This window comes from Phycisphaerae bacterium, assembly GCA_035275405.1.
GTDB lineage: Bacteria > Planctomycetota > Phycisphaerae > UBA1845 > UTPLA1 > DATEMU01.
On sequence record DATEMU010000012.1, the window covers coordinates 221,039 to 235,379 of the forward strand.

General features: G+C 62.2%; 11 protein-coding genes. 4 read left to right on the forward strand and 7 right to left on the reverse strand.

Annotated elements, in window-relative coordinates; genetic code table 11:
• Window positions 1–290: 290 nt before the first annotated feature.
• Window positions 291–1,025, reverse strand: a complete 735-nt coding sequence (locus VJZ71_13715; protein ID HKQ49123.1) for a gamma-glutamyl-gamma-aminobutyrate hydrolase family protein — start codon at window positions 1,023–1,025, stop codon at window positions 291–293.
• 67 nt (window positions 1,026–1,092) lie between these two features.
• Between VJZ71_13715 and VJZ71_13720 the strand changes: the two genes are divergently transcribed.
• Window positions 1,093–1,599 (forward strand): maleylpyruvate isomerase N-terminal domain-containing protein, encoded by a 507-nt coding sequence (locus VJZ71_13720; GenBank protein ID HKQ49124.1) that lies wholly within the window; start codon window positions 1,093–1,095, stop codon window positions 1,597–1,599.
• 90 nt (window positions 1,600–1,689) lie between these two features.
• Here the strand turns inward: VJZ71_13720 and VJZ71_13725 are convergent, their stop codons facing one another.
• On the reverse strand, window positions 1,690–2,697 hold the full coding sequence (locus VJZ71_13725) for a class I SAM-dependent methyltransferase (protein ID HKQ49125.1): 1,008 nt from the start codon (window positions 2,695–2,697) through the stop codon (window positions 1,690–1,692).
• A 175-nt stretch (window positions 2,698–2,872) separates the two neighbouring features.
• Here VJZ71_13725 and VJZ71_13730 point away from each other — a divergent pair, with 175 nt between their 5' ends.
• Complete coding sequence (locus VJZ71_13730; GenBank protein HKQ49126.1) at window positions 2,873–4,060, forward strand: hypothetical protein; 1,188 nt, start codon at window positions 2,873–2,875, stop codon at window positions 4,058–4,060.
• Here the strand turns inward: VJZ71_13730 and VJZ71_13735 are convergent.
• From VJZ71_13735 to VJZ71_13755, 5 genes are all read right to left on the reverse strand, one after another.
• Window positions 4,057–6,201: a tetratricopeptide repeat protein gene (locus tag VJZ71_13735; GenBank protein HKQ49127.1), complete on the reverse strand. Its 2,145-nt coding sequence runs from the start codon at window positions 6,199–6,201 to the stop codon at window positions 4,057–4,059. The genes VJZ71_13730 and VJZ71_13735 overlap by 4 nt on opposite strands.
• A gap of 21 nt (window positions 6,202–6,222) precedes the next feature.
• Complete coding sequence (locus tag VJZ71_13740; protein HKQ49128.1) at window positions 6,223–7,842, reverse strand: HEAT repeat domain-containing protein; 1,620 nt, start codon at window positions 7,840–7,842, stop codon at window positions 6,223–6,225.
• Window positions 7,843–7,877: 35 nt separating this feature from the next.
• Window positions 7,878–9,155, reverse strand: coding sequence for a prolipoprotein diacylglyceryl transferase family protein (locus VJZ71_13745; protein HKQ49129.1), 1,278 nt, complete (start codon window positions 9,153–9,155; stop codon window positions 7,878–7,880).
• Between the two features lie 71 nt (window positions 9,156–9,226).
• Window positions 9,227–10,090, reverse strand: a complete 864-nt coding sequence (panC, locus tag VJZ71_13750) for a pantoate--beta-alanine ligase (GenBank protein HKQ49130.1) — start codon at window positions 10,088–10,090, stop codon at window positions 9,227–9,229.
• A gap of 9 nt (window positions 10,091–10,099) precedes the next feature.
• Window positions 10,100–11,089 carry a dihydroorotate dehydrogenase gene (locus tag VJZ71_13755; protein ID HKQ49131.1) on the reverse strand — a complete coding sequence of 330 codons (990 nt, stop codon included), beginning with the start codon at window positions 11,087–11,089 and terminating at the stop codon, window positions 10,100–10,102.
• Between the two features lie 266 nt (window positions 11,090–11,355).
• Between VJZ71_13755 and VJZ71_13760 the strand changes: the two genes are divergently transcribed.
• Both VJZ71_13760 and VJZ71_13765 read left to right on the forward strand, forming a co-directional pair.
• Window positions 11,356–12,795: a thrombospondin type 3 repeat-containing protein gene (locus tag VJZ71_13760; protein HKQ49132.1), complete on the forward strand. Its 1,440-nt coding sequence runs from the start codon at window positions 11,356–11,358 to the stop codon at window positions 12,793–12,795.
• Between the two features lie 174 nt (window positions 12,796–12,969).
• A complete protein-coding gene (locus VJZ71_13765; GenBank protein HKQ49133.1) occupies window positions 12,970–14,334 on the forward strand; it encodes a thrombospondin type 3 repeat-containing protein in 1,365 nt (454 codons plus the stop codon).
• The last annotated feature ends 7 nt before the right edge of the window (window positions 14,335–14,341 follow it).

Here is a 14,341-nt window from a genome sequence, read left to right on the forward strand (position 1 = left end):
GTTGTCAAGTTCCTTCGGGGCTAGGCGCAAACCTACGACATGGGCATTCTTAGCGATTTACTACGCATCCGCCGTCTTAGGGTTCTTTTCTGCTTTTGTATTGCCTTTACCATTGGCTATTTGGGTTTGGTTCTTGATGGTAACTGCCGGTCCGATCTTTGGATTAATAATCCTCTTCGAGCGATTTAATACAGCTACATCAGCAACGCGGCAAATGGGTTATTGTGAGAATTGCGGTTACAATCTAACCGGAAACACGAGTGGCAGGTGCCCCGAATGTGGCACTGTCATCAACACTTCCGCGCCGCGTTAACCAGCGCCGCAAACAACCTCAACTGCTCCGGTCGGTCGATCATGTCCTCGGGGTGCCACTGGACGGCGAGGAAAAATCGCTTGTTCTGGTCTTCGACCGCCTCGACAATACCGTCCGGCGCGAAGGCAACAGGCTTCAGGCTCCCGCCGACCTGCTCGCGGTCTACGACCTGATGATGCCGGCTGTTTACCTCCATCCGCGTGCGGCCGACGATTTTGGCCAGCATCGAATCCGTCGCAATCTCGACGTCGTGGTACGCCGTCCCGTGGTTGGGCTTGTGATGTTCGATCGCCGTCTTGCGCGGCAGATCATCGACGTGCTGAATCAGACAGCCCCCGCGGGCCACGCTGGCGATCTGGCAGCCGAGGCAGATCGACAGGATCGGCTTGTCCGCCGCATCCGCCGCGCGGAAGAACTCGACCTCGAAGACGTCGCGCCGCTCGTGCATCGCGATGGTGCTGGCGTGCGGGATCTGACCGTACTGGTGAGGGTTCACGTCCGCCCCGCCGGTGAACAGGAGCGCGTCGTAGGAATCGATGAGTTCGGCAATCAACCGCGCATCCGGTCGCTCCGGGATCGGCACCGGCTGGGCCAGACCGCCCGCCGCGAAGATCGCGTCGGTATACGCCATGTTGAGAAAGGCCCGCGGCTTGGGCGACGAATCGCCTTCCGCGTCCACGCTGCACGTTACGCCGATGATGGGACGGGGCATATACCCTCCTGGCGGCGGGGAACGCCGCGCCTCCGTACAATACGCCGCCGGGTAGCATAAGTTCGGCATGACCCGGGGCAAGCTTGCCCCGGGCTTTAGTTGCGATTTCGAACGCCGACTTGTAGAGCTTGATATGAACGTCCGCGACGCCATCCTGCAACGAACCACGGATCGCATCATGCGGATGCGGGCCGCGCTGGAGCGCTTCGACGACGCCTCCGCCGAGCGCGAAAAAATCGGACCGAAATGGAACGTCCGCGACCTGATTGGACATTTCGTCTATTGGACGGACGAGGGAGCGAAGCAGATTCCGGAACTGGCGGCGGGCAGGGCGCTTCCAGCGTATGACCTCGAACGGATTAACGACGACGTGTTCAAGAAAAACCGGCGGATGTCGTTCGTCATGCTCCTGCCCCAGCTTCGTGCCGCCGAGGAGCGGCTGCTTGCCGCGATCCGCACGGCGCCGCCCGACCAGCTCATCGACACACCGCTCCGCGAATGGATCGACGGGGCGGGCAGCGAGCACTACGACCATCACTGGCCGGGGTTGAAGGCGGCGGCGGAGCGGCTCTGAAGAGGAATCTCACGCAGAGGCGCGGAGGCGCAGAGTTAAAGACAAAGGGGGAGCTTCTCTTTCTTCTCTGCGCCTCTACGTGAGCTATTCTTATTTCCGGCGGGCCTGGATGATGAGATTGTCGCCGACCGCCAGCGACGCGGGGAGAAACTCGTCGGTGCGAAGGGCGTAGTCGATGACGAGCTCGCGGGCCTGGTTGAGATTGACGGGCGGGCTCGTGCGGAGTTGTGCCCACGGGCTATTCGCATTGAACCGCGTGAGCCATCGTGCGACGCGCCACGCGATGAATCGCGGCAACTTGTTGAGCCAGCCGAGCATCTCCGGTCGCGTCGTCCAGGCTTCATAGCGATAGTGCGTGTAGGCGGCGGCGCGGATGTCCGCGAAGCCGGACGCCTCCAGCAATCGCCCGAGCGAATCCGCGTCGAACAGGTTGACGTGGTAGCGATTCAGGCCCAGCCAGCGCTGACCGCCCCAGCGCCGCCAGCGGCTCGCCCAGTTCGGCGTGTCGATGCAGACCAGACCGTCGGATGTCAATGCGCGGCGAACATCCGTCAGAAGCGCCGCCGGTTCTTCGACATGTTCGATGCAGTCGCCCAGAAAGATCGCGTCGAACGGGCCGAGCGTATCGCGATGTCGAGCGAGGCTGCCCGCGCGGACGTCGAGACCGAACCGCACCGACGCCTGGCTGACGGCCTCGGCTGAGACATCGATCCCCGTCACCCGCCAGCCGCGCAGCCGCGCCAGTGCCGCGAGATGACCGAGCGCGCAGCCGACATCCAGAAGCCGCCGCCCCGGTCGATCCTCCAACGGGAGCAAGTGCACGACGTATTGCTGGACCACCCGGGCCCAGCGATGTTCGTCCGACTCTCCGAAGACGTAATAATCGGCCGCGTAAAGCTTGCGGAATTGGGCGGGCGTATAGCGGGGGAATTGTTGGACCAGCGTGCAATCCGGGCACCTCACCAGGTCAAAGGGCCGATCGGGAGGGGCGGCCTTCAAGACCGGTCTGGGGGGGGCTTGCGACTTCCCGCAGCCGACGCAGGTGAAGGGCGGTTGGGCGGCGACTTCGCGAACGGGCACGGCGAGGGTGCTGGTCATGGTGGACATCTTCCTATGAAATATCGACAGAAAGCGTGCCATCGCCGCTATCCGAGGTGCGTTGGCGGGCACGTCCACGCGGTTGATCCTAGCCGCGGCGGGCTTACAAACCGTCGAGCCCGGATAAGAAGCGCGTCGCAACCCATGACGGCGACACAGTTTGGAGGTGTTGGGAATGTCCATGAGTGAGCAGATTTCAATCCTGAAGCAGGTGGTGAACCTGCCGACCGCCCCGTTCGTGGAGGGGCAGGTCGTCCGCTACATCCGCAAGTTTGTGTCCCGGCGGCCGCAGCTTCGCCTGAGTACCGATCGCTTCGGCAACCTGCTCGTCCGCTATGCGCCCAAGCGCCGTACCAGGAGCCGCGGCCGGCCAATCCTCTTCTCAGCCCACATGGACCATCCCGGCTTCACGGCCCTGCGGATGACCGGCGAACGACGCGTGTACGCCGAGTTTCGCGGCTGGGTACGCTCACCCTATTTCAAGAACGAACGGGTGCAGTTCTTTTCCGACAGCGCGTGGATCCGTGGGCGGATCGTCGAAGTGATCCCGCACAAGCCGGGTCGAACCATGCCGCGCCGCGCCGCCGCCAGTGCGCGATCGTTCGGGGCCGACGCTCCGCCGAAGGCGATCGTCGCGGAAGTCCGTCGACCGGTTCGCGCGGGAAGCCCGGGCATGTGGGGGATGGGCGACGCCGTGGTTCGAGGGAATCGCATCTTTGCGCGAATGTGCGACGACACGGCGGGGCTGGCGGGGATCTTGTGCGCGCTCGATGCGATCTGCAGCCAGGAAATCCCCACGACTTGCTACGCCTTTTTCAGCCGTGCGGAAGAGGTCGGCTTTGGTGGGACGCTTGCCGCCGTTGATCGCAAGACCGTGCCGCGGGATGTGCTGGTAGTCGGCGTCGAGTGCAGCAAGGCGATCGCGGGCGTCGCGCTGGGCGGCGGTCCCGTGCTCCGCGTCGGCGACAAGGCGACCGTCTTTACTCCGGCCGCTACGGCGTATTGTCAGGTCGTCGCCGAGGAACTCGCGGCGAAGGACAAGGCGTTTGCTTTTCAGCGCAAGCTCATGGACGGCGGGACGTGCGAATCGACCGCCTACTGCCACTATGGTTACGACGCCACGGGCATCTGCCTTCCGCTGGGAAATTATCACAACATGGATGAGACGCGCGGCCGGATCGGGCCGGAGTACATCGACGTGCGAGATTTCGCCAACCTTGTAAAGTGGTTCGTCGCGCTGGCGGCCAGCCCGGCGAAGATGCGCTACGACGGCCGACATCCGGGACTCGACAAGCGGCTCGATTCGCTGCTGCGTCAACATCGGGGGCGGCTGTTGCGGACCGCCGGCAGCATCAGTAGTTAATTCCGTGAAAGTTTGCTCTTTGCGCCGGCGTGATTCGGGTCGAGCCGCAGGGCCTCGCGATATTGCCGGAAGGCATCGATAGGTCGGCCCTGCGCCTCAATCGCGCATCCCAGTTGATAGCGAACCTCGGCATTCGTTGGCAAGAGCCTCATCGCTTCGAGCAGCGCGCTTACGGCCTCGGCGAATTTCCGCTGCTCAAGTAGCGCCGTGCCGAGGTTGAAATGCGCCGCGCCTTGCGACGGATCGACGGCCAGGGCCTCGCGATAGCGGGCGATCGCCGATTCAAGCCGACCTTGTTGCCGCAGGGCATTTGCATGATTGATAATCGAACTGACATAGTTCGCATCGATGTCCAGTGCCGTTTCAAATTCCTCGATCGCCTCATCGACGCGACCGAGATTCCGCAGCGCCGAGCCCAGATTGTTGTGCAGGTTCGCCGAGTCGGGTCGCGCCGCGAGCGCGAGGCGGTAGTGCTCGACGGCCTCGGCGAATTGGCCGGTGTCGGCCAGGAGATTGGCGAGATGCACCCGGGAATTGATGAAATCGGGCCGCATCGCGAGCGACGCGCGGAGCTGCGCGATCGCCTCCTGCGGTCGTCCCTGCCGGGCAAGCAGCAGGGCATAGTTGTAGTGGACGTCGTAGGGGACGTACTTCACGCGGAGCGCCGTCTTGTAGTGCTCGATCGCCTCGGCATCGCGGCCTCGCGCCGAGAGTGCCTGCGCCAGGCTGTTCTGCGCCTGCGGATTGTTGGGCGTCTGCCGGACGGCCTCTTGATACTCCGCAAAGGCCTCATCGGCCCGGCCCGCCTCCTCCAGCATCGCCCCGAGCCGGTTGTGCAGGACGCTCGAGCGCGGTTCGAGGCTGAGCGTGTAACGGACCAGCGTCTCGGAGTCCTGCCACACGTCCAATTGTCGCCGCGTCCCGACGATCTCCAGACCGATCAGCACAAGCACAACGGCGGCGAGAATGATCTGCGGCGATCGGCGGCCTCGAAGTGCATCGGCGGCGCGAGTCAGCACCCAGGCGACGATCATCAACAACCCGATCGACGGCAGATAAAGGTATCGGTCCCAGGCAATGGAATCGCTCACGCGGAAGACGCCGCTGGAAGGGAAGAGTGCGACGAAGAAGATCAGCCAGCCGGCCAGCAGCGCCCGCGTCCAGCGCAGCGAGATCAGCAGGAATGGGATAAGGATGGCCGTGCCGATGACGCCGGCCCGGATCATGGGGTGGGAGAGGTCCAACGGCTCTGGGGAAAGATAGAGCGGTCTCAAGTGGCGTGGCCAGACGATCTCGTACAGGTAGTAAACAATGTTGTGGCAGAGTACGAGCGGCACACGAAAGCGCGGCCCGTCGTCGAGCAGACCGACCTCCGCGGTGGGAATCTGGGAAATGAGCGTTATGGCGACAAACGCCGCGGCCACGATGAAATAGGGCGCCTTTTCCCAAACCACCCGGCGCGACCGCCGCCCGAGCGGCCACCAGTCGATGAGCAGCAGCACGACCGGCAGCGTCAACGACGACGGCTTGGACAGCGAAGCCATCACAAAGAACGCGATCGACGCAGAGTAGTTCGACCAGCCCGGTCGCGCGACGTGCCGTAGATACGTCCACATACTCGCCAAAGTGAACATCGCACAGAGAATCGTTTTGCGATCGCTGAGCCAGGCGACCGGCTCGACGGTGAGCGGGTGGACGCCGAACAGCACTCCGACCGCCGCGGCGATGAGCGGCCTTTTGAAGAGGCGGTGCAGGATCAGAATGACCAGCGCGGTGGAAATCAGGTGAAGCAGGAGACTCGCTCGATGAAACGGCAGAAGATTTTCCGCGCTGCCGCCCATCCCCACGTCGACCATCAGCGAGATCATCGAAAGGGGCATGGAATACCCCATGACCGTCGACGGCTGAAGCAGTTCGGCGAAAAACCGGCGAGCGGATTCCCAACTCGGGCTCAAGACGAGCGGGTTATCGAAAATGAAAATGCCGTCGTCGATAAAAAGGGCATTTGCCGACAGAACGGGCCAATGGGCGACCGTGACGAAGAGACAGGCTGCGGCAATGGCCGCCGCGACGACCCCACGATTGCCGGGTCGGTTCGCGGGGTTCAGGACGCCGTCCGGGTTGGAAGGAATTGAAGCCAATGCCCCGGCATCATCGTCGAATCAGCTCTTCTTGCGAAGCGCCGCAATCGCCCTTTCAATCTCCGCGCGATTCGACTGATTGAGTTCGTGGGTGAGGGCCTTTTCCAACCGCGGGATGTCCGCCGGGGCGCCAACGACGGCGAGGGCGCGGATCGCCTCCTTGCGGACCAGATCATTTTCGTCGTCGACCATCAGCCGGCCGAGCTTTTCCGCGACGGCGACGATCGAGTAATGCTCCGGCTCGACGCACACGGCGACGGCCTGGCAGGCGCGGCGGCGGACGATGGATTCCTTGTCGTCCAGCCGCGCGATCAGAAGTTCCACGTTGACATCCGATTTGCCGCGCGCGGCCAGTCCCGCCAGGGCCATGGCCCGGACCTTGGGGACCTTGTCTTTCACCGCACTCTGAACGGTCGCCAGGTCGTCCGGACTGTTCCCCAGCGCGATGGCAAAGATCGCCTGGCTGCGGACGGCATCGTCCTTGTCCCGGGCCAGCCGGGCGAGCTTCGTGCGATACTCGTTGGCCAGTTGGGCCAGCGTGTCCACGGCCTTGTCGCGCAGATCGTGCTCGCCCGTGGAGCGCGCGGCCTCCCAGGCGACGATCGTCTGCACGAGGACCTTCTTAAGCTGCTCAGCGCTGAGCCGATCGTCCGAGGTCGGCTTCGGGGCGGCCTGGCTCTCCAGTTCCGCCACGGCCGGTAGCCAGCGGGAATCCGGCCAGCGCGTGCGAAACTCCCGGCAGATCGCCAGGGCGGACCTGGCGTCCTTCGCTCGCAGCTTCTCCAGCGCCTGGGCAAAGGCGGTCAACTGCACCTTGACCAGTTCCTGCTCGTCCTCGCTGAGCGATTTCGTCCGCGCGAGGTCGGCATTGAACTTGAGTTCGTAGCGCTCTGGCTTGGCCCCGCGCGACCGCTCGTAGCCGGCCTGCGCTTCCATCTTGACCAGCATTCGCTCGGGCCGCGACCAGTACAAAAGCGCCTGGCCTTTGTCGAAGCTGTATTCCCGTTCCAGCCCGCTGGTGAACTTGCCCTCGACGAACAGCGTCACCCGCGCGGTCATTTGATCGCCGACCTTGACCAGATCGACGAATTCAAACGTCTGCTTTCCCTCGAATCCCTCGCAGGAAATGTCCCGCTCCCAGCGATGGCCGGCGTTGACCGAGCCCTCGGGCCAGTGCGCGAAGTCCAAGAACGCGGTCAGGATGGCGTGTTGCACCGGGTCTGCCATCGGGGCCTGAATCGGGGCATCGCGGGCGGTCACGGTCGCGCTGTGGAGACGAGTCGACCCCTTAGGAAGATTAAAGCGTGAGGCGGAGGGCGTGGGCGAGACCTTTTTTTTTCCGCGCGACAGGCTCACGACTTTCGGAGCCTGGTCGACCATCATCTGATAAAGCACCATGCTCCCCGGCTTGCCTTCGTCGATATTGCAGCGCAGCCATTCCGCCGTTTGCCGGTACACCAGCTTCTCGGGGACCTTGTCCTTTTGCGTCGTACGGAGGATCACTCGCTTGAGCCGATGCTCGCTCCACTGGCCCGGCAGCAGGTTGTTCTTGAAGGTCATCGCATCGCCGGGCGCCGCGCGCAACGGCGCGGACCAGACCGCGGGGCCCAGCGCTAGCAGAAGGAGCGCAAGTGGACGCATGGAAGTTCCCCTTTTTCGGCTCGTTGGTCTGCGCGTTACCGTCTTCGCGCCATCGGGGCCTCGGCGTTGGCGTTCGCGCGTGCACGACCCTCGGCGGGATGGTCGGGTTCCTCGGGCGGTTCAAAGGGCACGGCGAGGGGGCTGGCCAGGGGCATTTTGGTGTAGACGATCCAGAGCCACAGGAGGCCGGCGACGAAGCACCCGACGCTGATGGCCTGCGAGATCGTCAATCCCCCGACGTCGAGCGGGTTGTCCTGGCGGATTGCCTCCAAGAGCAAGCGCGAGATGGAATACAGAATGAGAAACCAGCCGAGGAGGATGCCATGCCGCTTGCGATAATAAAAGAGCACTGTGAGGAACCAGCAGATCAGCATGCCGCTGATAAACTCGTAGATCTGCGTGGGATGGACCGGTTTGGATCGATAGGCGCTCGCGAGCTGCGCCAGCTCGGCGACCGTGAGTCCGTATTTTCGCGCTTGCCTCTCCACCACGCCGATCCCGGTGCTGAGTTCGTGAGTCATCAGCGCCTTTCGCGCCGACTCTTCGCGCTCGCCCGCGAGCTTCAGCGCCGCCGGCTCGGCTTTTTCAGTTTGCAGACGGGTCAATTCCGTTAAAGCGGCCTGGTATTGCGACTGAAGCTGCGCGGCCGTACGGCCCTCGTCCTTCAGTGCGGCATCGATGTAATCGCGGGACAGCGGATAGCTCTCCCCCCCATGGCGCGAATAGATCAATTCTTTAGGAAGTGTGAGCTGCCCGAATTGGTACTGCTGCCCCATGGCCGGACTTCCGTAGGGAAAATGTACGGCCCAGGGTAGTGCCGCCTTGTTCCACGCCGGGTCATGCTCATCCACGCACGTCGACCCCCAGCAGCACCCGTTGAGGAAACAGCCGATTCGCGTAATGGCCAGTCCCCAGGCCAGCGACGGCACCGTGATGTCCAGGTACCATCGCGGCGAGGCCTTGGCGATATACCGCAAGTAGATCATGACCGCGGGGATGGTCAGGAGGGGCCCTCCCCAGAACTCGAGCCCTCCTGCTCGGATATCGAAGATCGCGGCGAAGGGATTAGGCTGGTTGGCGAAGCGCGTGTCCCAGTAGTGAATGACGAACATGGCCCGCGCCCCGGCGACGCCGAAGATCAGGCCGAGAAAGCCGATGTTGAGTTCAATGTCCGCGTTGGCCCGGCTCCGATCCGCCCTCCGGCAGCACATCCAGATGCCCGAGAGGAAGGCGATCATCATCATGACGCCGTAGCTCTTCACATCGGCAAGCCAGTCGGGCAGGTAGGGAATCTTGAAGAGCGTTGGGTACATGGAGAATGATGAATTACGTAGGACGAATGACGAAAGTTCCCGCGGCGGCCATCGGGGTGATCCTATCCGCCCTATTGCTGTAAATCCACGAGGAGATTGTCAATCAATCGCACCTCGCCGACACGGATGGCTCCGGCCAGCATCAGCGGGCTTTGGGGTGGGAACGACGGAGCCAATGTCTCCGGATCGACGACGCTGAGATAATCGACGCGAACCTCCGGATACTTGCCAATCTCCGCCCGCATGGCCGCGATGATTCGCCCCATCGATGGCTCCCCTGTCTTGAGCCAATCGCGGCCCACGCACAGCGCCCGATGGAGCGAAAGGGCCTGCTCGCGCTGTCCCGCCCTCAAGCGCGCGTTGCGGCTGGACAGCGCCAGGCCGTCGGCGTCGCGGACCAGCGGGCACACCTCAATCCGCACCGGCATCCGCAAGTCCTTGACCATTCGCCGAATGATGACCGCCTGCTGGGCGTCCTTTTGCCCAAAATACGCCGCGTCCGGCTGCACGATGTTGAACAGCTTGGCCACGACGGTGCAGACACCCTCAAAGTGCCCCGGTCGAAACGGCCCGCAGAGCGTGTCGGCCAGCGGGCCGGGACAGACTCGCGTCTGATCGCCCGCTGGGTAGATTTCATCATGCTCGGGCGCGAAGATCAGATCGACGCCTGCCTGGCGGCATCTCTCGCGATCGACGTCCATCGTCCGCGGGTAGGCCGAAAAATCTTCGTTTGGTCCGAACTGGGTCGGATTCACGTAGATGCTGACGACGACGTACGCAACGCTCTTCTTCGCCGCCTCCATCAGGCTGACATGGCCGGCGTGCAGGGCGCCCATGGTCGGCACGAAGCCGATGAGCCGGCTCCGTTCGCGGGCAGCGCCGACGGCCTGACGAACATGCTGGGCCATCGTTACGATGGGAGGTTGATCGGCCATCGGCGATTGTTATCCCTCTCCGCCCGCCTCGCGCTTTTGGTCGACCGCCCCACCCGGTTCGTAGCGCAGCGCGCCGATCAACTGCTGCACAGAAGTCAGTCCGCGTTTCGTCAAATAGGCCGCAAGCCCGTCAATGATCTTAACGGGCGTCGTCGGATCGACGTACAGCGCCGTCCCCACGCTAACCGCCGTCGCCCCGGCCAGCATGAACTCGACCGCGTCCTGCCAGCGGCTGATGCCGCCGATCCCGATAATCGGCACTCCTGCTTTGCGCGCGACTTCGCGATACACCTTGTTCACCAGATGCACCGCCATCGGCTTGATCGCCGGGCCGGATAGGCCGCCCGTTCCATTGGCCAGGACCGGTCGCTGGGTTTCGACATCGATCACCATTCCGAGAAACGTGTTGACCATGGAGAGGGCGTCGGCCCCGCCTTCGATCGCCGCGCGGGCCATCGCGCTCATATCCGTCACGTTCGGCGATAGCTTAACGATGAGCACGCCGCGGCGCACGACCGGCCGCACCGCCGCGACGAGTTCGCGCAGGAGCTTCGCATCGGTCCCAAACATGAGCCCGTCGGCCACGTTCGGGCACGACACGTTCAACTCGATCCCCGCGATCGCAGGCGATTCGTCCACGCGGCGGCAAACCGTCACATAATCGTCGAGGCTGTGTCCGGCCACGTTGACGAAGACAGCCGTGCCCAACTTGGCGATCTCCGGCGCCTTGACGGCCATAAACTCCTCAAGCCCGACATTGGCCAGCCCGATCGCGTTGAGCATTCCCCCCGCCGTCTCGACAATCCGCTGCGGCGCGTTGCCCGGCCGCGGTTTGACCGTCACGCTTTTCGTGGTGAAACCCCCGAGCCGCGAAAGATCGACAAACGGCGCATACTCCTGCCCATACCCGCACGTCCCCGACGCCGTGAGTACAGGGTTCTTGAGGGTGAGTCGTCCAAGTGCGACAGACAGGTCGGGAATTGTCTCGCGAGTTTCCATCAGTCTCCTTTCCAAGGCCTATTCTCTGCGTTCGTCCAATCGGGCGAAAGGGGGCGCCATGCGCTGGTGGAGGTCGTGTAGTTTCGGATAAGGTCAATTGCTCTGGTGATTTATGAATGTTTTCCGGCACGCCAAAATCCGGCACCGCAAAACAAACGACGGGATAGTTACTTACTTGCGGACCGCGGGGATGTTGGGTACGCTCCTCCTCGACCTCGCGAAGGTTGTTTCAAGTCGTTGTTCGCGAAACACAAGGAGCACAAATCATGCACAGGAATTCGATCGTTCGATTCACCCGAGTGGTTCTGCTCGTGGGGGCCTTTGGTTTCCTGGCCGGTGCGGCCTGTCCCATGGACAGCGACATGGACGGCGTCTCTGACGACGTGGACAACTGCGTCATGACGGCGAACGCCAATCAGGCGAATGCCGACGGGGATAACTTCGGCGATGCCTGCGACAACTGCGACGCCGTCGCCAATGACGATCAGGCGGATGGCGACGGGGACGGCGTCGGCAACGCGTGTGACAATTGCCCGGCCGTAGCCAACGCGGATCAAGCCGACGGCGACACGGACGGCATCGGCGATGCCTGCGACAACTGTCCGACCGTCGCGAACGCGGACCAAGCCGACGAAGACGGCGACGGTCTCGGTGATGTCTGCGAGATTCTGGACCTGGCGATGGGTGATCGAATTGCGGACAAGGTTTTCATCTATCGCGACGTCCGCGACGCCGCAGCGTTCGGCGAGGCCCCGGACGTCACGCTGGACAACGCCACATCGATGATCGATCAGCCGCGGACCCTCGACATCGCGGACAACCGCCTCTATGTGGGCAATCTGGACAACGACACAGTGTTAATCTTCAACAACTTCCTGGCCCTGGCGAATAATCAAGCCCCCAACGTGATCTTGAACAACGCAGGCTCGACCATCGATAAGCCCAGCGATCTCCAGGTCTTCGGCGGCGACCTGTTCGTGGCCAACCAGGACACGAACACGGTCCTTATTTTCCGAGATGTCGCCACGCTGGCCAGCGCTGATCCGCCGGACGTCATCCTGAACAATGCCGGTTCCGGCATCAGTCAACCGGTGGGATTATTCGTTGCGGCCAACATTCTGTATGTGGCCAACAAGAACAATGACACGGTGACGATCTACAACGAAGTGGCGACATTGGCCAACGCGGACCCTCCGGACGTGACGTTGAACATGGCCAACTCGCTAATCGACGAACCCCTACGCGCCTTCGTGTTCGACAATGTTCTGTACGTCACCAATGTCAACACGGGCAATGGCCGCCTCCTGGCCTTCAGTCCAGCTGACGGACTGACAAACAATCAGGCGCCCGATTTCGTTCTGGCTGGAGCCTCGGCGCTCGAAGACCCGATCGGCGTGACGGTGGTCGGCGGAAGGCTGTTCGTCACCAATACCGATGAAGACCACACGGCGTTTGTGGGATTCAACGATCCGGCGAGCATCGTGACGGGCCAGCTCCCGGATGTCATTCCCGATCCATTCGTGCGGGGGCCGGCAGACGAGATCGAAGGCATTCTGGGTTCGTTGTGGACGGCTAGCGAGGATGGCCAGGCGGTCTATGGCTATTTGAACGCGGCGGCCATCGTGGACGGACAATTCCCGGATATCGTGCTGTACGATCCCGACTTTGACGAGCCGAAGTCGCTGGTGGTCCGCGAGCGGCCGTAAATAATGGTTACTCGGATACTCTCCGCGCGTTTCATGGAGACGAATGGACCGTCCCCAACGATTCGCGCGCAGGATTCCGCTTGCAGGCGGATTCCGGAGTGATACGATCCCAATCGTGGCCGGCAAGTGTTCACGAAGAACCGGGTTTCTGATTCCTATCTGCGGAGCATCGATATGTTGAACAGTAGAGTCATTCGAATAGGTCAGTTCGTGTTTTCGCTCTCAGCTTTTGCGATATTAGCCGGTGCGGCCTGTCCCATGGACAGCGACATGGACGGCGTCTCCGACGACGTGGACAACTGCGTCATGACGGCGAACGCCAATCAGGCGAATGCCGATGGGGACAATTTCGGCGACGCCTGTGACAACTGCGTCGCGGTCGCCAACAACGATCAGGGCGACGGTGATACGGACGGCTTCGGCGACGCCTGCGACAATTGCCCGACAGTGGCCAACGCGGACCAGGCGAACGAAGACGGCGACAGCCTGGGCGATGCCTGCGAGATACTGGACTTGGCGATGGGAGACGTAAGCAGTGACAAGGTGTACATCTACTACAACGCTCGCAATGCCGCCCCCGGCCAGGCGCCGGACGTGACTCTGGACATGGCGTCATCGATGATCTTCGGGCCGCGCTCTTTGGACCTGGTGGATAACCGCTTGTACGTGGGAAATCTCGATAACGACACCGTTTTGATCTTCAACGGCTTCCAGACTCTGGCCACAAACCAGGCCCCGAATGTGGTCTTGGACAATGCCGGTTCTACGTTGGACAAACCCAGCGACATTCAAGTCTTTGATAATGATCTCTTTGTGGCCAATCAGAATAATGACACCGTGCTCATCTTTAAGGATGTGGCCACCCTGGCCAGCGCCGATCCGCCGGATGTGACCCTGAACAACGCGGGCTCGGGGATTGACCAACCTGTCGGCCTGGTCGTAGCAGCCAACATCCTATATGTGGCCAACAAGGACGATGATACCGTAACGATTTACAACGACGTGGCCACGCTGGCCAACGCTGACCCGCCGGACGTGACCTTGAACATGGCCAATTCACTGGTTCAGGCTCCTATGCGAGTCTTCGTCTTTGACAACGTTCTTTACGTCGTGACCGAAGACCCCGGCGAAGGCCGGGTATTGGCCTTCAGCCCCGCCGATGCACTGACGACCAATCAAGCGCCCGATTTTGTCCTCGCAGCAGGCTTGGACGATCCGATTGCCGTTACCGTGGTCGGCGGGCGTCTTTATGTCGCCAACACAGATGACGAGGCCCCCGCGTTTGTTGGATTCAATGATCCAGCGACCCTGATGACCAACGACTTTCCGGACGTCTCGGTGATCACGTTCACCACCGTCAAGGACTCCGAAGAAATCGAGGGCATTCTTGGCACGCTTTGGATGACCGGGGCCGACAACACCGCAATCTACGGCTATCTCAATGCCGCTAGCATTGTCGAAGACCAACCGCCCGACATTATTCTGTTCGACGCAACGATGGATGCTCCCAAATCGTTGGTCGTGCGCGAACGGCCATGAGTCAAAC

Excerpts from the sequence above, each read along its gene's own strand:
- VJZ71_13720 (HKQ49124.1), top strand. The coding sequence starts at position 1,093 with ATGACCCGGGGCAAGCTTGCCCCGGGCTTTAGTTGCGATTTCGAACGC.
- VJZ71_13725 (HKQ49125.1), bottom strand. The coding sequence starts at position 2,697 with ATGACCAGCACCCTCGCCGTGCCCGTTCGCGAAGTCGCCGCCCAACCG.
- panC (HKQ49130.1), bottom strand. The coding sequence starts at position 10,090 with ATGGCCGATCAACCTCCCATCGTAACGATGGCCCAGCATGTTCGTCAG.
- VJZ71_13730 (HKQ49126.1), top strand. The coding sequence starts at position 2,873 with ATGTCCATGAGTGAGCAGATTTCAATCCTGAAGCAGGTGGTGAACCTG.
- VJZ71_13715 (HKQ49123.1), bottom strand. The coding sequence starts at position 1,025 with ATGCCCCGTCCCATCATCGGCGTAACGTGCAGCGTGGACGCGGAAGGC.
- VJZ71_13745 (HKQ49129.1), bottom strand. The coding sequence starts at position 9,155 with ATGTACCCAACGCTCTTCAAGATTCCCTACCTGCCCGACTGGCTTGCC.
- VJZ71_13740 (HKQ49128.1), bottom strand. The coding sequence starts at position 7,842 with ATGCGTCCACTTGCGCTCCTTCTGCTAGCGCTGGGCCCCGCGGTCTGG.
- VJZ71_13765 (HKQ49133.1), top strand. The coding sequence starts at position 12,970 with ATGTTGAACAGTAGAGTCATTCGAATAGGTCAGTTCGTGTTTTCGCTC.
- VJZ71_13760 (HKQ49132.1), top strand. The coding sequence starts at position 11,356 with ATGCACAGGAATTCGATCGTTCGATTCACCCGAGTGGTTCTGCTCGTG.
- VJZ71_13755 (HKQ49131.1), bottom strand. The coding sequence starts at position 11,089 with ATGGAAACTCGCGAGACAATTCCCGACCTGTCTGTCGCACTTGGACGA.